General features: G+C 54.5%; 22 protein-coding genes. 14 read left to right on the top strand and 8 right to left on the bottom strand.

Translation table 11 applies throughout. The features are described 5' to 3' along the window. The first annotated feature begins 420 nt into the window (after positions 1-420). Both USF70_RS20485 and mdtD read left to right on the top strand, forming a co-directional pair. On the top strand, positions 421-1,128 hold the full coding sequence (locus USF70_RS20485) for a FadR/GntR family transcriptional regulator (RefSeq protein ID WP_320735966.1): 708 nt from the start codon (positions 421-423) through the stop codon (positions 1,126-1,128). Continuing rightward, positions 1,125-2,558 (top strand): multidrug transporter subunit MdtD, encoded by a 1,434-nt coding sequence (mdtD, locus tag USF70_RS20480; RefSeq protein WP_033144368.1) that lies wholly within the window; start codon positions 1,125-1,127, stop codon positions 2,556-2,558. Before USF70_RS20485 ends, mdtD begins: the two co-directional genes overlap by 4 nt. Here mdtD and rbsR read toward each other — a convergent pair. From rbsR to kup, 7 genes are all read right to left on the bottom strand, one after another. Further along, complete coding sequence (rbsR, locus tag USF70_RS20475; protein ID WP_073001901.1) at positions 2,524-3,516, bottom strand: ribose operon transcriptional repressor RbsR; 993 nt, start codon at positions 3,514-3,516, stop codon at positions 2,524-2,526. The genes mdtD and rbsR overlap by 35 nt on opposite strands. A 3-nt stretch (positions 3,517-3,519) precedes the next feature. Next, positions 3,520-4,449, bottom strand: a complete 930-nt coding sequence (gene rbsK / locus USF70_RS20470) for a ribokinase (RefSeq protein WP_064673041.1) — start codon at positions 4,447-4,449, stop codon at positions 3,520-3,522. Positions 4,450-4,555: 106 nt separating this feature from the next. Continuing rightward, entirely contained in the window at positions 4,556-5,446 is an 891-nt protein-coding gene (gene rbsB / locus USF70_RS20465) for a ribose ABC transporter substrate-binding protein RbsB (RefSeq protein WP_010426610.1), read from the bottom strand. 27 nt (positions 5,447-5,473) lie between these two features. Next, entirely contained in the window at positions 5,474-6,439 is a 966-nt protein-coding gene (gene rbsC / locus USF70_RS20460; protein ID WP_006808742.1) for a ribose ABC transporter permease, read from the bottom strand. Positions 6,440-6,443: 4 nt separating this feature from the next. Then, on the bottom strand, positions 6,444-7,949 hold the full coding sequence (gene rbsA / locus USF70_RS20455; RefSeq protein ID WP_023309779.1) for a ribose ABC transporter ATP-binding protein RbsA: 1,506 nt from the start codon (positions 7,947-7,949) through the stop codon (positions 6,444-6,446). A 7-nt stretch (positions 7,950-7,956) separates the two neighbouring features. After that, positions 7,957-8,376, bottom strand: a complete 420-nt coding sequence (gene rbsD, locus USF70_RS20450; protein ID WP_232939040.1) for a D-ribose pyranase — start codon at positions 8,374-8,376, stop codon at positions 7,957-7,959. A gap of 197 nt (positions 8,377-8,573) precedes the next feature. After that, positions 8,574-10,442 (bottom strand): low affinity potassium transporter Kup, encoded by a 1,869-nt coding sequence (gene kup, locus USF70_RS20445; RefSeq protein ID WP_023309781.1) that lies wholly within the window; start codon positions 10,440-10,442, stop codon positions 8,574-8,576. 222 nt (positions 10,443-10,664) lie between these two features. Between kup and ravA the strand changes: the two genes are divergently transcribed. Together ravA and viaA are read left to right on the top strand one after the other, a co-directional pair. After that, positions 10,665-12,161, top strand: a complete 1,497-nt coding sequence (ravA, locus tag USF70_RS20440; RefSeq protein WP_023309782.1) for an ATPase RavA — start codon at positions 10,665-10,667, stop codon at positions 12,159-12,161. Further along, the gene (viaA, locus tag USF70_RS20435; protein ID WP_167819533.1) at positions 12,155-13,606 is read left to right on the top strand and encodes an ATPase RavA stimulator ViaA; all 1,452 of its coding nucleotides are present in this window, start codon (positions 12,155-12,157) and stop codon (positions 13,604-13,606) included. Before ravA ends, viaA begins: the two co-directional genes overlap by 7 nt. On the opposite strand, the gene asnA is transcribed toward viaA, so the two are convergent. Next, a complete protein-coding gene (gene asnA, locus USF70_RS20430) occupies positions 13,607-14,599 on the bottom strand; it encodes an aspartate--ammonia ligase (protein ID WP_047646767.1) in 993 nt (330 codons plus the stop codon). A gap of 151 nt (positions 14,600-14,750) precedes the next feature. Here asnA and asnC point away from each other — a divergent pair, with 151 nt between their 5' ends. The 10 genes from asnC (at position 14,751) to atpA (ending at position 23,475) form a co-directional block, all read left to right on the top strand. Further along, entirely contained in the window at positions 14,751-15,209 is a 459-nt protein-coding gene (gene asnC / locus USF70_RS20425; protein ID WP_320735965.1) for a transcriptional regulator AsnC, read from the top strand. A gap of 90 nt (positions 15,210-15,299) precedes the next feature. Next, a complete protein-coding gene (gene mioC / locus USF70_RS20420; RefSeq protein WP_023309786.1) occupies positions 15,300-15,749 on the top strand; it encodes an FMN-binding protein MioC in 450 nt (149 codons plus the stop codon). 374 nt (positions 15,750-16,123) lie between these two features. Then, a complete protein-coding gene (gene mnmG / locus USF70_RS20415) occupies positions 16,124-18,013 on the top strand; it encodes a tRNA uridine-5-carboxymethylaminomethyl(34) synthesis enzyme MnmG (RefSeq protein WP_014072433.1) in 1,890 nt (629 codons plus the stop codon). A 107-nt stretch (positions 18,014-18,120) separates the two neighbouring features. Continuing rightward, positions 18,121-18,744, top strand: a complete 624-nt coding sequence (gene rsmG / locus USF70_RS20410) for a 16S rRNA (guanine(527)-N(7))-methyltransferase RsmG (RefSeq protein ID WP_023309787.1) — start codon at positions 18,121-18,123, stop codon at positions 18,742-18,744. 616 nt (positions 18,745-19,360) lie between these two features. Then, complete coding sequence (gene atpI, locus USF70_RS20405; protein ID WP_008500194.1) at positions 19,361-19,741, top strand: F0F1 ATP synthase subunit I; 381 nt, start codon at positions 19,361-19,363, stop codon at positions 19,739-19,741. 8 nt (positions 19,742-19,749) lie between these two features. Then, positions 19,750-20,565, top strand: a complete 816-nt coding sequence (gene atpB, locus USF70_RS20400; RefSeq protein WP_023309789.1) for a F0F1 ATP synthase subunit A — start codon at positions 19,750-19,752, stop codon at positions 20,563-20,565. 49 nt (positions 20,566-20,614) lie between these two features. Continuing rightward, on the top strand, positions 20,615-20,854 hold the full coding sequence (atpE, locus tag USF70_RS20395) for a F0F1 ATP synthase subunit C (RefSeq protein WP_000429386.1): 240 nt from the start codon (positions 20,615-20,617) through the stop codon (positions 20,852-20,854). Between the two features lie 48 nt (positions 20,855-20,902). Next, a complete protein-coding gene (atpF, locus tag USF70_RS20390) occupies positions 20,903-21,373 on the top strand; it encodes a F0F1 ATP synthase subunit B (protein WP_014072436.1) in 471 nt (156 codons plus the stop codon). Between the two features lie 14 nt (positions 21,374-21,387). After that, positions 21,388-21,921: a F0F1 ATP synthase subunit delta gene (gene atpH / locus USF70_RS20385; RefSeq protein WP_023309790.1), complete on the top strand. Its 534-nt coding sequence runs from the start codon at positions 21,388-21,390 to the stop codon at positions 21,919-21,921. 12 nt (positions 21,922-21,933) lie between these two features. Then, positions 21,934-23,475 (top strand): F0F1 ATP synthase subunit alpha, encoded by a 1,542-nt coding sequence (gene atpA / locus USF70_RS20380; RefSeq protein WP_006808751.1) that lies wholly within the window; start codon positions 21,934-21,936, stop codon positions 23,473-23,475. The last annotated feature ends 30 nt before the right edge of the window (positions 23,476-23,505 follow it).

The raw sequence follows: 23,505 nt of genomic DNA, 5'->3' as shown, positions 1-23,505 counted from the left end.
ATTACGTATGTTCACTCAGAGACTTGGTATTCATTTTTCGTCTTGCGACGTTAAGAATCCATGTCACTTTGAGTGCCCACACAGATTGTCTGATAAATTGTTAAAGAGCAGCGCCGCTTCGCTTTTCGCAGCGGCGCGGGGTGTGCATATTACGCTTTCCCGCTTCAGAGTCAAGTGATTAATTTCGCTTTTCTCTGCTGACCCGGCGGCGTGTGTGCCGTTGTTCCGTGTCAGTGGAGGCGCATTATAGGGAGTTATTCCGACGTGACAAGAGGAAATTTAAAAAAAGTTTCCATCCGCGTTTTTTTTCACCAAAAGAGGTGAAATCAAGCTACAAATTGTTCTATTTGATGTATCTGCAACCACAATCACATTCGAGGTGGCATAATTATCAGCATGAATCTTTAAGGAATAAAAGCGATGCCATTAAGCGCACAACAGCTGGCCGCCCAAAAAAACCTGTCGTACGTGCTGGCAGAAAAGCTGGCTCAGCGGATTTTAGCGGGTAAATATCCCCCGGGTAGCATCCTGCCGGGTGAAATGGAGCTGGGTGAGCAGTTTGGGGTGAGCCGTACCGCCGTGCGCGAAGCGGTGAAAACCCTAACGGCAAAAGGTATGGTGCTTCCACGCCCTCGCATTGGCACGCGCGTGATGCCACAGAGTAACTGGAATTTTCTCGATCAGGAGCTGCTCTCCTGGTGGATGACGGAAGATAACTTTCATCAGGTCGTCGATCACTTTCTGGTGATGCGCAGCAGCCTTGAACCTCAGGCATGCCTGCTTGCCGCCACGCTAGGAACAGCAGAGCAGAAAGCGCAGCTTAACGCATTGATGGAAGAGATGGTGTTCCTGAAAAAACACTTCAACCGCGAACGCTGGGTTGAGGTCGATATGGCCTGGCATGAACACATCTATATGATGAGCGCCAATCCGTTCCTCACCTCTTTTGCCTCTTTATTTCATTCGGTGTATCACACCTACTTTACCTCTATTACACAAAACGAAGCGGTAAAACTGGATTTGCACCAGGCGATAGTTGATGCCATCCAGGAAAGCGACGGGCAGCGAGCCCTGAGTGCGTGCCAGGCATTGCTGGCCGCGCCAACCCACCAGCAGGTAAATAAATGACAACGAAAAAAGCGCGCAGCATGGCCGGATTGCCGTGGATTGCAGCCATGGCGTTTTTTATGCAGGCACTGGATGCCACCATCCTCAACACAGCGCTTCCCGCTATAGCGCAAAGCCTTAACCGCTCCCCGCTGGCGATGCAGTCCGCCATCATCAGCTACACCCTGACGGTCGCAATGTTAATTCCGGTCAGCGGCTGGCTGGCCGACCGCTTTGGCACCCGCAGAGTTTTCATGCTGGCCGTAACGCTCTTTACGCTCGGTTCGCTGGCCTGTGCGCTCTCCTCATCCTTAACGGAGCTGGTTATCTTCCGCGTATTGCAGGGCATTGGCGGCGCGATGATGATGCCGGTGGCGCGCCTTGCTTTGCTGCGGGCCTACCCCAGGAGCGAACTGCTTCCCGTACTCAACTTCGTCACCATGCCGGGCCTGGTTGGCCCGATTCTTGGCCCGGTACTCGGTGGCGTGTTTGTCACCTGGGCAAGCTGGCACTGGATCTTCCTGATTAATATTCCAATTGGCGTTGCGGGGCTGCTGTATGCCCGCAAATATATGCCGAACTTCACCACGCCAAGGCGCAGCTTCGATATGGGCGGCTTTTTCCTGTTTGGCCTGAGCCTGGTGTTATTCTCCAGCGGGATGGAGCTGTTTGGCGAGAAGATCGTCGCGACGTGGTTAGCACTCTCCGTTATCCTCGGCGGTATTCTGTTATTCCTTCTTTATATACGTCACGCGCGCCGTCACCCGACGCCGTTAATCTCCCTGGGGCTCTTTAACACCCGAACGTTTTCCGTAGGGATTGCTGGGAACATTGCGTCTCGTCTGGGGACGGGTTGCGTACCGTTCCTGATGCCATTGATGCTGCAAGTGGGTTTCGGCTACCCGGCCCTGATTGCTGGCTGCATGATGGCGCCCACGGCAATGGGCTCGATTCTGGCAAAATCAACCGTGACACAGGTGCTGCGCTGGTTTGGCTATCGTAAGACGCTGGTCGGCGTGACGGTCTTTATCGGTCTGATGATTGCGCAGTTCTCGCTACAATCCGCCGCGTTACCCGTCTGGATGCTGATCCTGCCGCTGTTTGTGTTGGGCATGGCGATGTCGACGCAGTTCACGTCGATGAACACCATCACCCTCGCCGACCTGACTGACGAGAACGCCAGCAGCGGCAACAGCGTGCTGGCGGTAACGCAACAGCTGTCGATCAGTTTAGGGGTTGCCGTGAGTGCAGCGGTGCTGAGGTTTTATGAGGGTTTTGACAGCGCGAATACCGTTGAGCAGTTCCACTATACCTTTATCACCATGGGCGCACTTACCGTGGTATCGGCGCTGGTCTTTATGCTGTTAAAACCAAAAGACGGCCGAAACCTGATTAAAGAGCGTCACAAAGAGAAAGCTAAACCGAACCGCGTTCCATCAGAACAGGAGTAAGCTGCAGCCGTTGCTGTTGCAGCGTGGGCTGCGCCATACGGTGGATCAACACATCGATGGCCAGCTCGCCCAGTTCATCCTTCGGCTGATGAATAGTGGTCAGCGGCGGCGTCATGTAGCTGGCCAGTTCGATATCGTCATAGCCAATCACCGCCATATCGTCCGGCACGCGTAGCCCCGCCTGATACAACGCCTGATAGGCACCAAACGCCATCGCGTCGTTACCAATAAAGACCGCCTGCGGACGCGGCTTTTGCGTTAGCAGTTTCTGCATTGCCTCGAAACCGCCGTTAAACTCAAAGTCGCCTGTGATCCGGTAGCCATCAGGAATGGCAAGCCCCGCTCGTTCCATGGCGGAGAGATACCCTTCCAGACGCAAACGCGCCGGAGTTTTATCCAGCGGCCCCGTAATACAGGCAATGCGAGTGTGTCCTTTATCAATCAGGTACTGAGTCGCCATATCGCCGCCCAGCAGGGAGTTATCCTGAATGAGATCGCTGGTTCCGTCGAACGGCGCCCAGTCCATCATCACGGTGGGAATCGAAGGATAACGCTGGATGATCTCTTTCGAGGGCTGGTGCGTTTCGGTGCAGAGCAGTAATAGCCCGTCGACGCGTTTTTGCATCAGCGTTTCCAGGTTACGATTCATGCGCTGCTCGTCACCCTCGGTATTGCACAGCACCAGGCTGTAGCCACGCTCGAAGCAGCTGCGCTCCACGCCGCGGACCAGTTCTGAATAAAAGGGGTTGGTACTGGCGGTGATCAGCATACCGATGGTGCGCGTCTGGTTGAGCTTAAGGCTGCGCGCCAGCGCAGACGGCGCATAGTTGAGTTCTTTTACCGCAGCTTCGACTTTCTCACGAATCGCCTCGCTGACGAAGCGATCGTTGTTTATAACGTGGGAGACCGTCGAGGTAGAAACGCCCGCCATGCGGGCGACATCTTTCATTGTGGCCAAGCGTTACCCCTGCTGACTTAAGAATTCATCGATCTCTTTACGCCACGGAACGGAAGGCTGGGCGCCTTTGCGCGTCACCGCAATCGCGGCAGCAGCGTGTGCGAAGCGAATAGCCTCATCCATTCTCTTGCCTTCCAGCAGCGCGGTGACCAGTGCACCGTTGAAGGTATCTCCCGCTGCGATGGTATCAATCGCTTTGACCTTAAAGCCCGGCACGCGACGGCCTTCGCCATTGACGCTTGCCCACACCCCACGGCTACCAAGGGTGATAATCACGGTACCGATGCCCTTATCATGCAGTGCACGGGCGGCTCGCGCGGCATCGTCATCATTTTCTACGCGGATGCCCGTCAGCTTTTCGGCTTCGGTTTCGTTCGGCGTAATGATGTCCACCAGCGCCAGCAGCTCGTCTGATAATACACGGGCCGGGGCCGGGTTAAGTACGACAGTGGTATGATTTTCATGCGCAATTTTCGCGGCAGCCAGCACGCTTTCAACCGGTGACTCCAGTTGCATGAGCAGGGCTTCCGCTCCGGCGATGATGGCACGTTGCGCTTCTACGCGCTCCGTCGTCAGCGCAGCGTTAGCACCCGCATGAATACCGATGACATTCTCACCTTCAGCGTTGACGAAAATCAGCGCCACGCCGGTCGATTCCCCTGCAACAACGCTGACCGGTGCGACGTTAATGTTGTCGCTCGCCAGCTGTTTGCGTACGCGCTCACCGGTATCGTCATCCCCCGTGCAGGCGATAAACGCAATATTCGCCCCGCTGCGACCGGCAGCGACGGCCTGGTTGGCACCTTTACCGCCAAATGCCACCTGATACTGGTTACCCGTGACGGTTTCGCCCGGTGCAGGGAACGATTCAAGGTTAAGAATGTGATCGGCATTGATACTGCCAAGGACGACGAGGTTGCCTGCGGTTTTCATGGTTGGGTTGTCCATCTGAGAGCGCCACCGGTGTTACCCGGTGGCGTATGCCACACTTTTCTTTATTGGTGTCCCTCAGGCAGCCAGCGACTGCCTGATTCGCCTTTTACTGCTTGATGACCAGCTTCAGGTCAACTGGGTATTTAGCCTGAACTTTTTCGCCCTTCAGCACTTTGTCGGCAGTTTCAACGCCAGTGGCGCCAATCTGCTCAGGCAGCTGAGCGATGGTCGCAGCCAGTTTGCCATCGTTTACTGCTTTTTCACCATCCGGCGTGCCGTCAAATCCGACAACCATCACATCAGATTTACCTGCGGTCTGCAGGGCACGCAGCGCGCCCAGCGCCATTTCGTCGTTCTGCGCGAATACCGCCTGCACGTCAGGGTGCGCTGTCAGCAGGTTCTGCATAACGTTCAGACCTTTAGTACGGTCAAAGTCGGCTGGCTGGCTCGCCAGCACGTTAAATTTGTGCGCAGCCACAGCCTGCTGGAAGCCTTCACCACGCTCGCGGGCTGCGGACGTACCGGCAATCCCCTGCAGTTCGATAACTTTCGCGCCTTCGCCGGCTTTCTTCGCGATGTAATCACCCGCGATTTTGCCGCCCAGCACGTTATCAGACGCAATGTGGCTAACAACTTCGCCTTTCGTTGCCTGGCGGTCCAGAGTAATCACCGGAATTTTCGCCTGGTTTGCCATTTTAACGGCGTTACCGACGGCGTCAGAATCGGTTGGGTTGATCAGCAGAATTTTGGTGCCGCGAACGGTTAAGTCCTGAACGTTAGCCAGCTCTTTCGCCGGGTTGTTCTGTGAATCCAGCACCACCAGGTTGTAGCCCAGTTTGTCCGCTTCTTTCTGCGCACCGTCCTTCAGGGAGACGAAGAACGGGTTGTTCAGGGTAGAGACAACCAGCGCGATGGTATCTTTCGCCATGGCGTTAGCACTTACGGTTGCGCTCAGCGCGACAGCAGAAACCAGGGTAGCCAGTTTTTTCATGTTCATATCTAAGATGTCCTGTAGTGTCGTCAGTTACTGTTTTTTGTTGTCTACCAGTACCGCCAGCAAAATTACCACTGCCTTAACGATCATCTGGTAATAGGAGGAAACACCTAACAAATTCAAACCATTATTCAGGAAACCGAGAATCAGTGCGCCGATCAATGTCCCAACAATGCGACCTTTACCGCCCGCAAGACTCGTACCGCCCAGAACCACTGCTGCGATAGCATCCAGCTCATACCCCGTACCCGCCGTCGGCTGCGCAGAAGAGAGGCGCGCCACTTCGATGATACCTGCCAGCGATGCCAGCAGACCGCACAGGGAGTAAACGATAATTTTGACTTTATTAACGCTGATACCGGACAGGCGCGTTGCCGCTTCGTTACCGCCCAGCGCGTAAATATAACGGCCCAGACGGGTGTGGTGCAGCATGTACCACGCCGCCAGGAAGACGATAGCCATGATCCAGACCGGGGTCGGAACACCCAGCGGGCGACCGATACCGAACCAGCCAAACAGATCCGCGTTATCGGTAAAGCCGGTATTAACCGGGCTACCGTTGGTGTATACCATGGTCACACCGCGCAGCAGCAGCATCATCACCAGCGTGGCGATAAACGCCTGAACGCGGCCCTTTGCCACAATCACGCCGGTTACGGCACCAATCGCCGCGCCTGCCGCCAGGGCAGCGGCCACGGCCACCAGCGCGTTGACTTCAATGCCGACAATCGAAGCGGCGATCGCGCCGGTGAGCGCCAGCAGGGAACCGACGGACAGATCGATACCTGAGGTCAAAATCACCAGCGTCATGCCGACCGCCATAATGGCGTTCACCGATGTTTGCTGCAGAATGTTGAACAGGTTATTAACGGTGAAAAAGTTCGGGCTCATGGTCGACACAATCGCGATCAGCACCAGCAGGGCAATCAGCGATTTTTGTTCCATCAGCCATGCCTTTGTGAAATAGCGGCGACCAGAAACAGCCTGGGTAGTCATCTTCTTACTCCTGATTCACGCGATTAAGCTTGCCCACAGCGGCAGCCATCAGAACTTCCTGGGTGGCCTGCTCGCGAGTGAATTCACCGCCGAGATGCCCTTCATGCATGACGATAATGCGATCGCTCATGCCTAATACTTCTGGCATCTCGGAAGAGACCAGAATGATGCTCAGACCGTCGGCCTTGAACTGGTTAATCAGCTGGTAGATCTCTTTCTTCGCGCCCACGTCTACGCCGCGGGTTGGCTCATCGAGGATCAGCACTTTCGGGCGCGTCATCAGCCCGCGCGCAATCGCCACTTTCTGCTGATTACCGCCGGACAACAGGCCAATCGCCTGCTCCATCGACGGGGTTTTGACGTTAAAGAGGCGGATAAAATCGCTGACCGCCTGCTGCTCATCTTTATGCTTCAGGCTACCGCCGCTATGGCTGAAATAGCGCAGCGCGGTCAGGGACATGTTCTCTTTAACCGACATCCCCAGCACCAGGCCGTCGCGCTTGCGGTCTTCGGAGATATAAACGATGCCGTTCGCCAGACCATCCTGCGGAGAACGGGTGACCACTTCATGACCGTCGAGGGTGACATAACCGCTGGTGCGCGGCAGTGCGCCGTACAACACTTTCATCAGCTCGGTACGTCCGGCACCCATCAGTCCCGCCACGCCCAGGATCTCGCCCTGGCGCAGGGTAAAGGTCACGTCGTTCACACCCGGACCGCAGAGGTTGTCCACCTTCAGGCGGATCTCACCCGGCGCTTTCTCCAGATGCGGATACTGATCTTCGAGCTTGCGTCCCACCATCATTTCGATGAGCGTATCTTCGGTCAGCGTGGCGACTTCGCGCTCGGCAATAAACTGCCCGTCGCGGAAGACGGTAACGTCATCGCAGATTTCGAAGATCTCTTTCATGCGGTGAGAGATATAGACAATCCCGCGTCCCTGCGATTTCAGCTCGCGGATCACGCGGAACAGGGATTCGGTTTCGGTATCGGTCAGGGCGTCGGTAGGTTCATCCATAATGATGACCTTCGACTCAAAGCTCAGCACCTTCGCGATTTCCACCATCTGCTGATCGCCAATGGACAGATCGCCGACCAGGCGGTCGCTCTTAAAGCGCAGGTTCAGCTTCGCCAGCAGCTTGTCCGCTTCGGCGTACATCGTTTTCCAGTCGATTTTGCCGAACCGGTTAACAAACTCGCGGCCGAGGAAGATGTTTTCCGCAATGGTGAGCTGCGGTATCAGGTTCAGCTCCTGGTGAATAATACCGATACCCGCTTCCTGAGAAGATTTTGGGCCATTGAAGGTAGTCTCTTTACCCAGCCAGACGAGTGAACCGGCATCGCGTTGATAGATACCGGTCAGCACTTTCATCATGGTGGATTTGCCGGCACCGTTTTCGCCCACCAGCGCCATCACGCGCCCGGGGTAGACGTTCAGCGCCGCGCCGGAGAGGGCTTTTACGCCCGGGAACGACTTATCGATCCCTTTGAGTTGCAGTAATGCGTCCATGATGGCCTCAGAATGTGACGCCAGCACAGAGAATGATATTCGCATACGGGGAACACTCCCCGCTGCGAATCACCGCCTGACTGTCTGCGGTTTGTTGTTTGAACTGTTCGTGCGTCGTGTAACGAATTTCTATGGTGTTTCCCTGGTGTTGTTGCAGTTGCTCAATATGGCTGAGCAACATTTCGTGGAGTTGCGGATTATGTTGTTTGATTTCCGCCGCGAGAATGGCTGCCTCAACCTGCATCTCCGCGGTCACCACATCCAGTACCTGCATAAACGAGGGTACACCCTGCGTTAACGCCATATCGATACGGGTTGTGCTGCGCGGAACCGGTAAGCCTGCATCGCAAACCACCAGCGTATCGGTATGCCCAAGACGGGAAATAACCGATGAGATTTCTGAGTTGAGTACCGTGCCTTTCTTCATTTTCTTGCTCCACTAGCGAAACGTTTCGCTGACATCAGTTTAATCTCAAGAATGTTCAGAAAACCATCATGACGTAACAGATTTGTGATCGACGTCGAAACGTTTCGCTAAGTGAAATGCAGAGACAATTATTGTGGGTTGGCGGGGGGTTTGGTAGGCCGGGTAAGCGAAGCGCCACCCGGCATTTTCAGAAGGGATTAGATCTCGACCTGCGTCCCCAGCTCAATCACGCGGTTAGGCGGGATCTCAAACTGGTCAGGCGCGCGCAGGGCGTTACGCTGCAGGATGAGGTACAGCTTGCCGCGCAGGCGCAGATACCACGGGCGCTTGCCGATGATCAGCGACTCGTGCGACATAAAGAACGACGTCTCCATCATCCGGCAGCTCAGCCCTTCCAGGCCGCAGCGGTGGAACACCTCTTCCACGTTTGGCGTTTCACGCCAGCCGTAGCTTGCCACCACGCGCCAGAAGGTCGGCGACAGCTGCTCGATCTGCACGCGACGCACGTTGTGAACATACGGCGCATCTTCGGTGCGCAGCGTCAGCAGGATCACCCGCTCGTGCAGCACCTTGTTGTGCTTGAGGTTATGCATCAGCGCGAACGGAATGACGTTCAGCGCGCGTGACATATATACCGCAGTACCCGGCACGCGGACCGGCGGGGATTTCTCCAGAGAAGCGATCATCGCCTCCAGAGAATTGCCGTGCTCGTGCATGCGGCGCAGCAGGCGGAAACGCTCGCTTTTCCATGTGGTCATGACGATGAACATCACCAGACCCAGCGTCAGCGGCAGCCAGCCACCGGAGACAATTTTATCGAGGTTCGCTGAGAACAGCGGTACGTCGATACACAGGAAGCCCACCAGAATCATCGCCACGAGGAATTTATTCCAGTGCCAGTTTCGGTACGCCACCGTGGTGGAGAGAAGCGATGTCAGCACCATCGTACCGGTTACCGCAATACCGTACGCCGCCGCCAGGTTACTGGAGTGCTCGAAGCTGACGATAACAATAACAACAGCGAAATAGAGGAGCCAGTTAACGAACGGGATGTAGATCTGGCCCGACTCCATCTCTGAAGTATGAATGATGCGCATTGGCGAGAGATACCCCAGACGCACGGCCTGGCGCGTCAGAGAAAACACGCCGGAAATCACCGCCTGGGAGGCAATGACGGTCGCCAGCGTCGCCAGGATCAGCATCGGCACCAGCGCCCAGTCGGGCGCCAGCAGGAAGAACGGGTTCTTGATCGCTTCCGGGTTTTTAAGCAACAGCGCGCCCTGACCGAAATAGTTCAGCACCAGCGACGGCAGCACCACAATAAACCATGCCACGCGGATAGGCAGTTTCCCGAAGTGGCCCATGTCAGCATACAACGCTTCCACACCGGTGATGGAGAGCACGACGGCCCCCAGCGCCACGAAGGAAACCACTTTGTATTCGAGGAAGAAATGCACCGCCCAGTAAGGGTTCAGCGCATGCAGCACTTCAGGGTTCGCAATAATGCTGCGCAAGCCAAGCGCCGCCAGGATCAGGAACCAGGCCAGCATAATCGGCGCGAACAGTTTGCCCACCAGCCCTGTACCGTGCTTCTGGATCATGAATAGCAGCGTCAGGACAATAATGGCCAGCGGAACCACCCATGAATCGAGCTGCGGAGCGATAATCTCCAGCCCCTCAATCGCCGACAGCACCGAGATAGCCGGCGTTATCACCACTTCCCCGTAGAAGAAACTGCCGCCAATCAGGCCGATAATGACCAGCACAGAGGTCATCCTGGCCGAGGTATTACGCCCGGCAAGAGACATCAGGGTCAGGATCCCACCTTCACCTGCGTTATCAGCACGCATAACGAAGGAGAGATATTTAACGGAAACCACCAGGATCAGCAGCCAGAAAATGAGGGACAGGAAGCCAAACACGGCATCGCGTTCAACACCAAAACCAAACTGGCCGGACAGACATTCACGAAGCGTATAAAGCGGGCTGGTGCCGATATCACCGTAGACAACCCCGATCGCCGCAAGCGTTATTGCGGGTAATGATTGCTTATTATCAGTGCTCATAGACTAGTCTTTTCGTTTAAATAACAAATGTGTTCCCGGTCCCTTGGCCCACAAAAAGCGCACAGTATGCACGATTCATTGCAAAATCGTACCCCTAAATGCAACCGCATTAATGTAGCGCAAAGAAAATTGCGCCGCACTTCAGTCTATTACCAGCCCTGACTGAAACGTCTATACTCGCTTCAATTGGCCGCCACGACGGCGAAAGGATGCAAAACTATTATGGCTCACTCACATTTATTAGCAGAAAGAATTTCCCGCCTCAGCAGCGCGCTGGAAAAAGGCCTTTTCGAGCGTAGCCACGCCATCCGCCTCTGCTTACTGGCGGCGTTGAGCGGTGAAAGCGTGTTTTTGCTGGGACCGCCGGGCATTGCCAAAAGCCTGATTGCCCGCAGGCTGAAATTTGCTTTTCAGAATGCCCGCGCCTTCGAATATCTCATGACCCGGTTTTCCACCCCAGAAGAAGTTTTTGGTCCGCTCTCCATTCAGGCATTGAAAGATGAGGGGCGCTATCAGCGTCTGACAGAAGGGTATCTTCCGGAGGCTGAGATTGTTTTTCTCGATGAGATCTGGAAAGCGGGGCCGGCTATTCTGAACACCCTGCTCACGGCGATAAACGAACGTCGGTTCCGTAACGGCGCCAGTGAAGAGAAAATCCCGATGCGCCTGCTGGTGGCCGCCTCTAACGAACTGCCTGAAGCCGATAGCAGTCTGGAAGCGCTATATGACCGTATGCTTATCCGCCTGTGGCTGGACAAAGTGCAGGATAAATCCAACTTCCGCTCCATGCTGGTCAGCCAGCAGGATGAAAGTGAAAACCCGGTATCCGCTTCGCTGCAGGTGACGGATGAGGAGTATCACCAGTGGCAGCAGGATATCGGCAAAATCAAACTGCCAGACGCCGTCTTCGAGCTGATCTATCTCCTGCGCCAGCAGCTTGATCTCATCCCTTCAGCGCCCTATGTCTCCGATCGCCGGTGGAAAAAAGCGATCCGCCTGCTGCAGGCCAGCGCCCTGTTCAGCGGGCGTGATGCCGTTGCGCCAATCGATCTGATCCTGCTGAAAGACTGCCTCTGGCACGATGCAGAGGGCATGAACCTGATGCAGCAGCAGCTTGACGTTTTGATGACCGGACACGCCTGGGGACAGCAGGCAATGCTCAACCAGCTGGGGGCGATTGCCCAGCGGCGCATCCAGCTCCAGCAGCAGCAAAGCGATAAAACCGCGCTGAAAGTGAATCGCCTTGGGGGCATGTTCGCCCGCAAACCGCACTACGAGCTTCCCGCGGATCTGACCGGCGCAACGCTAACGCTGCTGCTCCAGCAGCCGCTTAAACTGCATGATATGCAGGTGGTGCACATTACGATTGAGCGCGAGGCGCTGGCGCAGTGGCTGGATAAGGGCGGAGAGATCCGAGGAAAACTCAACGGCATTGGTTTCGCGCAGCCGCTGAATATGGAAGTGGACAGCAGCCAGCACCTGGTGATCCGCGACGTCAGCCTCCAGGGATCGCGTCTTGCGCTGCCGGGAACCGCCTCTGACAGCGTCCCCGAAGAGATTAAGCAGCAGCTGGAAGCGCTGGATACCGAATGGCATCAGCAGCACACCCGCTTTAGCGAGCAGCAAAAATGCCTCTTTATTCATAGCGACTGGTTAGGCCGCATCGAAGCCAGCCTGCAGGACGTCAGCGCGCAGATCAAACAGGCGCGTCAATGCTAACGCTGGATACGCTTAACGTCATGCTGGCCGTCAGCGAGGAGGGGTTGATCGAAGAAGTGGTCATTACCCTTCTGGCGTCGCCGCAGCTGGCGGCGTTTTTTGAAAAATTTCCAAAGCTTAAAAAGGCGATGACGGACGATCTTCCGCGCTGGCGGGAAAATTTGCGTCAGCGGTTCAGGGAGACCGAAGTTCCCCCTGAGTTAACGGAAGAGGTGTCCTGCTATCAGCAGTGCCAGCGGCTCTCCACGTCGCAGTTTATCGTCCAGCTCCCGCAAACCCTGACGTTGCTCGATAACGTCCACTCTCCGTTTGCCAGCCAGGCCCGGGCGCTGGTCACGGATAACGCCACCTTTACCCCCGCACTACATACCCTTTTCTTACAGCGCTGGCGCCTCAGCCTGGTGGTTCAGGCCACAACGCTGAACCAGCAGCTGCTGGACGAAGAGCGTGAACAGCTGCTCAGTGAAGTTCAGGAACGGATGACGCTGAGCGGCCAGCTAGAACAGGTGCTGGTGGAGAATGAAAACGCCGCAGGGCGTCTGTGGGATATGAGCGCCGGCCAGCTCCGGCGCGGGGATTATCAGCTGATCGTCAAATACGGCGATTTTCTGGCGCAGCAGCCCGAGCTGATGAAGCTTGCAGAACAGCTGGGTCGCTCAAGGGAGGCAAAGTCGGTCCCAAAGAAAGATGCCCCGATGGAAACCTTCCGCACCCTGGTGCGCGAACCGGCTACCGTGCCGGAGCAGGTCGACGGGCTCCAGCAGAGCGATGACATTTTACGCCTGCTGCCCACGGAACTGAGCACGCTGGGGATGACCGAGCTGGAGCATGAGTTCTATCGTCGGCTGGTGGAAAAACAGCTTCTCACCTACCGACTGCACGGCGAAGCCTGGCGCGAGAAAGTCAGCCAACGGCCGGTCGTCCATCAGGATTTTGATGAACAGCCGCGCGGGCCATTCATTGTTTGCGTGGATACGTCCGGTTCGATGGGCGGGTTTAACGAGCAGTGCGCGAAGGCGTTCTGTCTGGCACTGATGCGCGTGGCGCTGGCCGATCGTCGTCGCTGCTTCATCATGCTCTTCTCCAGCGAGGTGGTGGGCTATGAGCTGACGAATCAGCAGGGTATCGAGCAGGCAATCCGCTTCCTGAGCCAGCGCTTTCGCGGCGGCACGGATCTGGCCAGCTGCTTTCGCAGCATTGTGGAGCGTATGCAGGGAGGCGACTGGTACGACGCTGACGCGGTGGTGATTTCCGATTTTATTGCCCAGCGGCTGCCGGATGACGTAGTGAATAAGGTAAAGGAGTTACAGCGGGTACACCAGCACCGATTTCATGCGGTGGCGATGTCAGCCCATGGAAAACCCGGCATCATGCGCATCTTCGATCATATCTGGCGCTTTGATACCGGGCTGCGTAGCCGCCTGCTCAGACGCTGGCAGCGTTAATTACAGAAGAGAACCGACGCTTTCACGTACCTGCTGCGGCCAGACGCCACACTGAACCTGACCGATATGGGGTAATTGCAGCAGCAGCATGGTCAGACGGGACTGGCCGATACCGCCGCCGATCGTCTGAGGCATTTCACCGCGCAGCAGCGCCTGGTGCCACTCGAGTTTGAGACGATCTTCATCGCCGGTGACCGCCAGCTGGCGCTTCAGCGCGTCAGCATCCACGCGGATCCCCATAGAAGAGAGCTCGAATGCGTCTTCCAGTACCGGGTTCCACACCAGAATATCGCCGTTCAGCCCGGCAAATTCGCCCTCACCCGCAGTGCTCCAGTCATCATAATCCGGCGCGCGAACGTCGTGGCGTTTGCCATCAGACAGCTTGCCGCCGATACCGATCAGGAATACTGCACCTAATTCTTTTGCGATCGCACGCTCCCGGCCTTTAGCATCGAGATCCGGAAAGCGGCTCAGCAATTCCTGACTGTGAACAAAGTGGATCGTATCCGGCAGGAACGGTGCCAGACCAAACTCTTTGCTCACGGCCGCTTCGGTCGCTTTGATCCCTGCGTAGATCGCTTCAACGGTAGATTTCAGCGTGCCGACGTGACGTTCACCATCACCCATTACGCGCTCCCAGTCCCACTGGTCAACGTAAACGGAATGAATCGGTGAAAGGCGGTCTTCATCGGGACGAAGGGCTTTCATGTGCGTGTAAAGCCCTTCGCCCGCGCTGAAGTCGTGCTGTCCCAGGGTTTGACGCTTCCACTTCGCCAGTGAATGAACCACTTCGAACTGAGCGTCTGGCAGTGTTTTCACTTTTACCTGTACCGCTTTTTCGCATCCAGAGAGGTTATCCTGCGTCCCGTCACCCACGCGGCTCAGAATCGGCGCCTGAACTTCAATAAGGCCAAGCTTCTCTTCCAGCTGGCGGGAAAAATGGGATTTTACGAAACTGATCTGGCGTTGTTTTGCGATGTAAGCGGTTTTCATTATTTATACTCCTGCGTCCTGTTGATATTGATTAAGCAACAGAAATGGCATCATATTCAATAACTCATCAACAAAAAGCCACCTTCACTTTTGATTCGATAAATTTAAACGCTAGAATAGAGTGATTCATTAATCTTCATAAGAAAAAGCTATGGAAAATTATCAGATCGACAATCTCGACCGCGGCATTCTGGAGGCGTTAATGGCCAATTCCCGTACCGCCTACGCCGAGCTGGCGAAACAGTTTGGCGTCAGCCCCGGGACCATTCACGTTCGCGTAGAGAAGATGAAACAGGCGGGGATCATTACCGGCGCACGCATTGACGTCAGTCCTAAACATCTGGGTTACGACGTATGCTGCTTCATCGGCATCATTCTTAAAAGCGCCAAAGACTACCCTTCCGCCCTGGCGAAGCTGAACGCGCTGGATGAAGTCACCGAGGCGTATTACACCACCGGACATTACAGCATCTTTATTAAAGTCATGTGCCGATCCATCGACGCCCTCCAGCAGGTACTTATCAACAAGATCCAAACAATCGATGAAATTCAGTCCACCGAGACGCTGATCTCCCTGCAAAACCCGATCATGCGTACCATCCGCCCGTGATCGGGCAAATTCATTCCCACATTTTCCACAGGTAGATCCCAGCTCGTTCACAGCGTACAATGGCCGTCTCTTTATCTGGGCGAGCGATCAATGGCGGACATTACCCTTATCAGCGGCAGCACCCTTGGTGGTGCGGAATACGTAGCGGAACACCTGGCTGAAAAGCTGGAAGATGCGGGCTTTTCTACGGAAACCCTGCACGGTCCGTTGCTTGAAGATCTCCCGACTGACGGGGTCTGGCTGCTGATCACCTCCACGCACGGCGCGGGCGATCTGCCGGATAACCTGCAACCTTTATATGACGAACTGCTGGAACAGCAGCCCGACCTGTCAAACGTCCGTTTTGGCGCGGTGGGGATCGGCAGTCGTGAATATGACACCTTTTGCGGGGCAATAGAGAAAGTTGAAGCCGCTGTTACCTCCTGTGGAGCAAAACAGCTGGGTGAAACGCTCAAGATCAACATCCTCGATCATGACATTCCGGAGGATCCAGCCGAGATCTGGCTCGCGGAATGGAAAAATTTACTCAAAAACGATTAAAGATCGCGCGAACAGATGTGGATAACTCTGGTTAAAAGCTCGTATTAACCCGTAGTTATCCAAAGAACAACTGTTGTGTTGTTTTTGACCTGTGCATAAAGTCGCGATCTGATCCCAGCTTATACTGCCCAGGATCACCGATCATTCACAGCAAACGATCCTTTCTAACTGCATGATCTTCTTTGTGAGATCGGACTTATCCACACAGGTTCGCGATCCTAATAAGAGATCACAATAGAACAGATCTCTAAATAAAAAGATCTTCTTTTTAATAGCCCAGGATCCCAATGCTTTCTCGAAAGACTAAAGTTGAGTAGAATCCACGGCCCGGGCTTCAATCCATTTTCATACCGCTTTACGCGAGGCAGACCACCATGTTTTATCAGGATCCTTTTGACGTCATCATCATTGGCGGGGGTCATGCAGGCACTGAGGCCGCAATGGCCGCAGCGCGTATGGGTCAGCAGACCCTGCTTTTGACACACAATATCGACACGCTGGGACAAATGTCCTGTAATCCGGCGATTGGCGGCATTGGGAAAGGACACCTGGTAAAAGAAGTGGATGCACTTGGCGGCCTGATGGCGAAAGCGATCGATCATGCTGGCATCCAGTTTAGGATACTAAACGCGAGTAAAGGTCCCGCTGTGCGTGCGACCCGTGCCCAGGCAGACCGCGTGCTTTACCGTCAGGCTGTGCGTACCGCCCTGGAGAACCAGCCGAACCTGATGATCTTCCAGCAGGCGGTTGAAGATCTTATCGTTGAGAACGATCGCGTCGTGGGCGCCGTGACCCAGATGGGCCTCAAGTTCCGCGCGAAAGCCGTGGTGCTGACCGTGGGCACCTTCCTGGACGGTAAAATTCATATCGGTCTGGATAACTACAGCGGTGGCCGTGCTGGCGATCCGCCGTCTATTCCACTGTCTCGCCGTCTGCGTGAACTGCCGCTGCGCGTCAGCCGCCTGAAAACCGGTACTCCGCCGCGTATTGATGCGCGCACCATTGATTTCAGCGTGCTGGCGCAACAGCACGGTGATAACCCCATGCCGGTTTTCTCGTTCATGGGCAATGCGGCACAGCATCCTCAGCAGGTACCGTGCTACATCACGCATACCAACGAGAAAACCCATGACGTGATCCGTAATAACCTCGATCGCAGCCCCATGTATGCTGGCGTGATCGAAGGGATCGGCCCACGCTACTGCCCGTCGATCGAAGACAAAGTGATGCGCTTTGCCGATCGTAATCAGCACCAGATCTTCCTGGAGCCGGAAGGGCTGACCTCAAACGAAATTTACCCGAACGGCATCTCCACCAGCCTGCCGTTCGATGTGCAGATGCAAATTGTTCGCTCAATGCAGGGGATGGAGAATGCGAAAATCGTTCGTCCCGGCTACGCTATTGAGTACGATTTCTTCGATCCGCGCGACCTGAAGCCAACCCTGGAAAGCAAATTCATCCACGGTCTGTTCTTCGCGGGGCAGATTAACGGCACTACCGGCTACGAAGAAGCGGCTGCACAGGGCCTGCTTGCCGGTCTGAACGCCGCGCGCTTCTCTGCTGAGAAAGAGGGCTGGGCACCAGGCCGTTCTCAGGCGTATCTGGGCGTGCTGGTTGACGATCTCTGCACGCTGGGTACCAAAGAGCCGTACCGTATGTTTACCTCTCGCGCGGAATATCGCCTGATGCTCCGCGAAGATAACGCCGACCTGCGTCTGACCGAAATGGGCCGCGAGCTGGGTCTTGTCGATGACGAGCGCTGGGCGCGCTTCAACGAAAAGCTGGAGCGCATTGAACAGGAACGTCAGCGCCTGAAAACTACCTGGGTGAATCCGCAGGCGGAAACCGCTGCCGAAGTAAACGCTCACTTAACAGCGCCGCTGTCGCGCGAAGCCAGCGGGGAAGATCTGCTGCGCCGTCCTGAAGTCACCTACGAGAACCTGGTCAAACTGACCGCGTTCGCGCCGGGCCTGGAAGACGCTGAAGCGGCAGAGCAGGTTGAGATCCAGGTGAAGTACGAAGGTTACATCGCGCGTCAGCAGGATGAGATCGAAAAACAACAGCGTAACGAAAACACGCTGCTGCCAGAAATGCTGGACTACCGCCAGGTGACGGGCCTTTCCAACGAAGTGATCGCCAAGCTGAACGATCACAAACCGGTATCGATCGGCCAGGCATCCCGTATCTCCGGCGTCACGCCTGCGGCGATTTCCATTCTCCTGGTCTGGCTGAAAAAGCAGGGCATGCTGCGCCGCAGCGCGTAATGCCCAGAACATTGCCCGGTGGCGCTGCGCTTACCGGGCCTGATGAACCCGTAGGGCGGGTAAGCGAAGCGCCAACCGCCATCTAAGTTTTCCAACAGGTATTCACCGTGCTCAACAAACTCTCTCGTCTGCTGGATCAGGCAGGTATTTCGCTCACCGATCACCAGAAAAATCAGCTGGTGGCCTATGTCGATATGCTGAACAAATGGAACAAAGCGTACAACCTGACCTCAGTACGTGACCCCAACGAGATGCTGGTACGCCATATTCTCGATAGCATCGTGGTTGCCCCCTGGCTGAAAGGTGAGCGTTTTATCGACGTGGGGACGGGGCCAGGTTTACCGGGCGTTCCGCTGTCGATTGTTCGCCCTGAGAGCCACTTCACGCTACTGGACAGCCTCGGCAAGCGCGTGCGCTTTTTACGTCAGGTACAGCATGAGCTGAAGCTTGAGAACATCACGCCCGTGCAGAGCAGGGTAGAGGAGTTCCCGGCAGAGCCGCCGTTTGACGGGGTTATCAGCCGCGCGTTTGCTTCACTCAATGACATGGTGAGCTGGTGTAAGCACTTGCCTGCAGAGAATGGCCGCTTTTATGCGCTGAAAGGGCAGTTGCCAGGCGATGAAATTGAACAGCTCCCGGACGGTTTTGCTGTTGAATCCATCGAGAAATTACACATTCCTCAGCTCGATGGGGAGCGTCATCTGGTGATAATTAAGCCAAACAATTTTTAAAAAATTAATAAAAAATGTGGAATTTGTGCTGTTCTTCGCATGTTAAAAAACAGCACAAAGACAGAGGATTTACCGTCGGGCTTTTAACCTCTTTTTCACTAAGGTTTTTCTTATGGTTAACCTGGCGACTTTTATTCACCGAGAAGATAGTCATCTGTGAAAATATAAGTCTGCTAAAAGTGGAAGGCAGTAACCAGAACGCAATGTTAATTATTTATTAAGAATGTCAATAAAACGTTTTTATTGTGTACTGGGCTGTTTTGAAAATAGTTACGACATTTTGCGTTTAATTTCATAAAGATAAATTTGCGCGATTTGCGCCTTTGATAAATACAACCTTATCGCAAATGTGTGTTTTGTGATCTCGTGCACGCTTTATCGCCAACGTTTTCGCGCTGTTTGCAGTTTTGGTCGAAGGTTGACGCTTTCAGCGAAAGTTAAAAAATAGCGGTGGGGAAAAATATTTAAACATTTATTCACCTTTTCGCTACTTAATGTTTGAAATCACGGGTGCGCACCGTATAATTTGACCGCTTTTTGATGCTTGACTCTGAGCCTTAAAGGACGTTTTATACGACACGCGGCATACCTCGAAGGGAGCAGGAGTAAAAACGTGATGTCTGTGTCGCTCTTGAGTAGAAACGTTGCTCGTAAGCTTCTGTTCATTCAGTTTCTGGCTGTGATAGCAAGTGGACTGCTGTTTAGCCTCAAAGACCCCTTCTGGGGCATCTCCGCCGTGTGCGGGGGTTTGGCGGTTGTGCTGCCAAACGTGTTGTTTATGATTTTTGCCTGGCGTCATCAGGCGCATACACCTGCCAAAGGCCGCGTGGCCTGGTCCTTCGCCCTCGGCGAAGTGTGTAAGGTGTTGCTGACCTTTGCTCTACTGGTGATGGCGCTGGCGGTTTTGAAAGTGGTCTTCATGCCGCTGATAGCAACGTGGGTTTTGGTGCTGGTGGTACAAGTTCTGGCTCCAGCTGTAATCAATAACAAAGGGTAAAAGGCATCATGGCTTCAGAAAATATGACGCCGCAGGATTACATAGGTCACCATCTGAATAACCTTCAGCTGGACCTGCGTACATTCTCGCTGGTGGATCCACATAACCCCCCGGCCACCTTCTGGACGATCAACATCGACTCCATGTTCTTCTCGGTGGTTTTGGGTCTTCTGTTCCTGGCCATGTTCCGCGGTGTTGCTAAACGAGCGACCAGCGGTGTACCAGGGAAATTCCAGACATTCATCGAAATGATCATCGGCTTCGTCCATGGCAGCGTCAAAGACATGTACCATGGTAAGAGCAAGCTGATTGCTCCGCTGGCCCTGACCGTGTTCGTTTGGGTCTTCCTGATGAACCTGATGGACCTGCTGCCAATCGACCTGCTGCCGTTCATCGGCGAGCACATCTTCGGCCTGCCTGCGCTGCGTGTTGTACCGTCTGCGGACGTGAACATCACCCTGTCGATGGCGCTGGGCGTATTTATCCTGATTCTTTTCTACAGCATCAAAATGAAAGGCGTAAGCGGCTTTGTGAAAGAGCTTACCTTGCAGCCGTTCAACCACTGGGCGTTTATTCCGGTCAACCTGATCCTGGAAGGCGTTAGCCTGCTGTCCAAACCTGTTTCACTGGGTCTGCGACTGTTCGGCAACATGTATGCGGGTGAGCTGATTTTCATTCTGATCGCGGGTCTTCTGCCGTGGTGGTCACAGTGGATTCTTAATGTGCCATGGGCCATTTTCCACATCCTGATCATTACGCTGCAAGCCTTTATCTTCATGGTTCTGACGATCGTCTATCTGTCGATGGCGTCTGAAGAGCACTGATTTTTTACCAACACTACTACGTTTTAATTGAAACAAACTGGAGACTGTCATGGAAAACCTGAATATGGATCTGCTGTACATGGCTGCCGCTGTGATGATGGGTCTGGCGGCTATCGGTGCTGCGATCGGTATCGGCATCCTCGGGGGCAAATTCCTGGAAGGCGCAGCGCGTCAACCTGATCTGATTCCTCTGCTGCGTACTCAGTTCTTTATCGTTATGGGTCTGGTGGATGCTATCCCAATGATCGCTGTAGGTCTGGGTCTGTACGTGATGTTTGCTGTCGCGTAGTAGTAGTTTTAAAACCCTAAGCCACAGAAATTAAAGAGGTATTGTGCTGTGAACATGAACGCAACAATCCTCGGCCAGGCCATCGCGTTTATTCTCTTTGTCTGGTTCTGCATGAAGTATGTATGGCCGCCTTTAATGGCTGCCATCGAAAAACGTCAGAAAGAAATTGCTGACGGTCTGGCTTCCGCAGAACGCGCTAAGAAAGATTTGGACCTTGCACAGGCCAACGCGACAGACCAGCTGAAAAAAGCGAAAGCTGAAGCTCAGGTAATCATTGAACAGGCTAACAAACGCCGTTCTCAGATCCTGGACGAAGCCAAAGCTGAAGCAGAACAGGAACGTACTAAGATCGTGACACAGGCTCAGGCAGAAATTGATGCTGAGCGTAAACGTGCTCGTGAAGAACTGCGTAAGCAGGTTGCGATTCTGGCTGTTGCTGGCGCCGAGAAGATCATCGAACGTTCCGTGGATGAAGCTGCTAACAGCGACATCGTGGACAAACTTGTCGCTGAACTGTAAGGAGGGAGGGGCTGATGTCTGAATTTGTTACGGTAGCTCGCCCCTACGCCAAAGCAGCTTTTGACTTTGCTGTCGAACACCAAAATGTCGATCGCTGGCAGGATATGCTGGCGTTTGCCGCTGAGGTGACGAAAAACGAACAAATGGCTGAGTTGCTTTCCGGTGCGTTAGCACCTGAAACTCTCGCCGCGTCGTTTATCGCCGTGTGCGGAGAGCAACTGGATGCCAACGGCCAGAACCTGATTAAGGTGATGGCAGAAAATGGTCGTCTCCGTGTGCTCCCGGATGTTCTCGAGCAGTTTGAGCACTTACGTGCCCTTAGTGAAGCAACCGCTGAAGTCGAAGTGACTTCTGCGACTGAACTGAGTAATGAACAGCTTGCGAAAATCACCGCCGCGATGGAAAAACGTCTGTCACGCAAAGTTAAGCTGAATTGCAAAATCGATAAGTCTGTAATGGCAGGCGTAATCATCCGTTCGGGTGATATGGTCATTGATGGCAGCGTACGCGGCCGTCTTGAACGCCTTGCAGACGTCTTGCAGTCTTAAGGGGACTGGAGCATGCAACTGAATTCCACCGAAATCAGCGAACTGATCAAGCAGCGCATTGCTCAGTTCAGTGTTGTGAGTGAAGCTCACAACGAAGGTACTATTGTTTCTGTAAGTGACGGTGTTATCCGCATCCACGGCCTGGCCGATTGTATGCAGGGTGAGATGATTTCCCTGCCGGGTAACCGTTACGCTATCGCACTGAACCTGGAGCGCGACTCCGTAGGTGCAGTTGTGATGGGTCCATACGCTGACCTCGCCGAAGGCATGAAGGTTAAGTGTACTGGCCGTATTCTGGAAGTGCCGGTTGGCCGTGGCCTGCTGGGTCGCGTTGTTAACACCCTGGGTGCGCCAATCGACGGTAAAGGTCCGGTTGAGCACGATGGCTTCTCCCCAATCGAAGTTATCGCACCAGGCGTTATCGACCGTCAGTCCGTAGATCAGCCTGTTCAGACAGGTTATAAGTCCGTTGATGCCATGATCCCAATCGGTCGTGGTCAGCGTGAACTGATCATCGGTGACCGTCAGACCGGTAAAACCGCGATGGCTATCGACGCCATCATCAACCAGCGTGACTCCGGCATCAAATGTGTGTACGTGGCTATCGGCCAGAAAGCGTCCACCATTTCTAACGTGGTTCGTAAACTGGAAGAGCACGGCGCACTGTCTAACACCATCGTTGTGGTAGCAACTGCGTCTGAATCTGCTGCACTGCAATACCTGGCGCCATATGCCGGTTGCGCAATGGGCGAATACTTCCGTGACCGCGGTGAAGATGCACTGATCGTATACGATGACCTGTCTAAACAGGCTGTTGCTTATCGTCAGGTTTCCCTGCTGCTCCGTCGTCCACCTGGACGTGAAGCGTTCCCTGGCGACGTATTTTACCTCCACTCTCGTCTGCTGGAGCGTGCTTCCCGCGTTAACGCGGAATACGTCGAGAACTTCACCAAAGGTGAAGTGAAGGGTAAAACGGGCTCTCTGACCGCTCTGCCGATCATTGAAACCCAGGCGGGTGACGTTTCTGCGTTCGTTCCGACTAACGTAATCTCCATTACCGATGGTCAGATCTTCCTGGAAACCAACCTGTTTAACTCCGGTATTCGTCCGGCGGTTAACCCGGGTATCTCCGTATCCCGTGTTGGTGGTGCTGCTCAGACCAAGATCATCAAGAAACTGTCCGGTGGTATCCGTACCGCGCTGGCACAGTATCGTGAACTGGCTGCGTTCTCTCAGTTCGCATCCGATCTGGACGAAGCAACCCGTAAACAGCTGAGCCACGGTCAGAAAGTGACCGAGCTGCTGAAGCAGAAACAGTACGCACCAATGTCTGTTGCTCAGCAGGGCCTGGTACTGTTCGCGGCTGAACGCGGTTACCTCGAAGATGTGGAACTGGCGAAAATCGGTAGCTTCGAAGCCGCTCTGCTGGCTTACGTCGACCGTGATCACGCTCCGCTGATGCAAGAGATCAACCAGACCGGTGGCTATAACGACGAAATCGAAGGCAAGCTGAAAGCTATCCTCGATTCCTTCAAAGCAACCCAATCCTGGTAATCGTCCGGCGGCTTGTCTCAGGACAAGCCG

Origin of the sequence: Enterobacter sp. 237C8, from assembly GCF_034106865.1 — a bacterium.
Taxonomy (GTDB): Bacteria; Pseudomonadota; Gammaproteobacteria; order Enterobacterales; family Enterobacteriaceae; genus Enterobacter; species Enterobacter asburiae_B.
This window is presented reverse-complemented; position numbering and strand designations above follow the sequence as displayed.

What these genes read in the sequence shown, in the direction of transcription:
- USF70_RS20485 (WP_320735966.1), top strand. Translation starts at nt 421, where the DNA reads ATGCCATTAAGCGCACAACAGCTGGCCGCCCAAAAAAACCTGTCGTAC.
- mdtD (WP_033144368.1), top strand. Translation starts at nt 1,125, where the DNA reads ATGACAACGAAAAAAGCGCGCAGCATGGCCGGATTGCCGTGGATTGCA.
- rbsK (WP_064673041.1), bottom strand. Translation starts at nt 4,449, where the DNA reads ATGAAAACCGCAGGCAACCTCGTCGTCCTTGGCAGTATCAATGCCGAT.
- rbsB (WP_010426610.1), bottom strand. Translation starts at nt 5,446, where the DNA reads ATGAACATGAAAAAACTGGCTACCCTGGTTTCTGCTGTCGCGCTGAGC.
- rbsC (WP_006808742.1), bottom strand. Translation starts at nt 6,439, where the DNA reads ATGACTACCCAGGCTGTTTCTGGTCGCCGCTATTTCACAAAGGCATGG.
- rbsA (WP_023309779.1), bottom strand. Translation starts at nt 7,949, where the DNA reads ATGGACGCATTACTGCAACTCAAAGGGATCGATAAGTCGTTCCCGGGC.
- rbsD (WP_232939040.1), bottom strand. Translation starts at nt 8,376, where the DNA reads ATGAAGAAAGGCACGGTACTCAACTCAGAAATCTCATCGGTTATTTCC.
- kup (WP_023309781.1), bottom strand. Translation starts at nt 10,442, where the DNA reads ATGAGCACTGATAATAAGCAATCATTACCCGCAATAACGCTTGCGGCG.
- ravA (WP_023309782.1), top strand. Translation starts at nt 10,665, where the DNA reads ATGGCTCACTCACATTTATTAGCAGAAAGAATTTCCCGCCTCAGCAGC.
- viaA (WP_167819533.1), top strand. Translation starts at nt 12,155, where the DNA reads ATGCTAACGCTGGATACGCTTAACGTCATGCTGGCCGTCAGCGAGGAG.
- asnA (WP_047646767.1), bottom strand. Translation starts at nt 14,599, where the DNA reads ATGAAAACCGCTTACATCGCAAAACAACGCCAGATCAGTTTCGTAAAA.
- asnC (WP_320735965.1), top strand. Translation starts at nt 14,751, where the DNA reads ATGGAAAATTATCAGATCGACAATCTCGACCGCGGCATTCTGGAGGCG.
- mioC (WP_023309786.1), top strand. Translation starts at nt 15,300, where the DNA reads ATGGCGGACATTACCCTTATCAGCGGCAGCACCCTTGGTGGTGCGGAA.
- mnmG (WP_014072433.1), top strand. Translation starts at nt 16,124, where the DNA reads ATGTTTTATCAGGATCCTTTTGACGTCATCATCATTGGCGGGGGTCAT.
- atpI (WP_008500194.1), top strand. Translation starts at nt 19,361, where the DNA reads ATGTCTGTGTCGCTCTTGAGTAGAAACGTTGCTCGTAAGCTTCTGTTC.
- atpB (WP_023309789.1), top strand. Translation starts at nt 19,750, where the DNA reads ATGGCTTCAGAAAATATGACGCCGCAGGATTACATAGGTCACCATCTG.
- atpE (WP_000429386.1), top strand. Translation starts at nt 20,615, where the DNA reads ATGGAAAACCTGAATATGGATCTGCTGTACATGGCTGCCGCTGTGATG.
- atpH (WP_023309790.1), top strand. Translation starts at nt 21,388, where the DNA reads ATGTCTGAATTTGTTACGGTAGCTCGCCCCTACGCCAAAGCAGCTTTT.
- atpA (WP_006808751.1), top strand. Translation starts at nt 21,934, where the DNA reads ATGCAACTGAATTCCACCGAAATCAGCGAACTGATCAAGCAGCGCATT.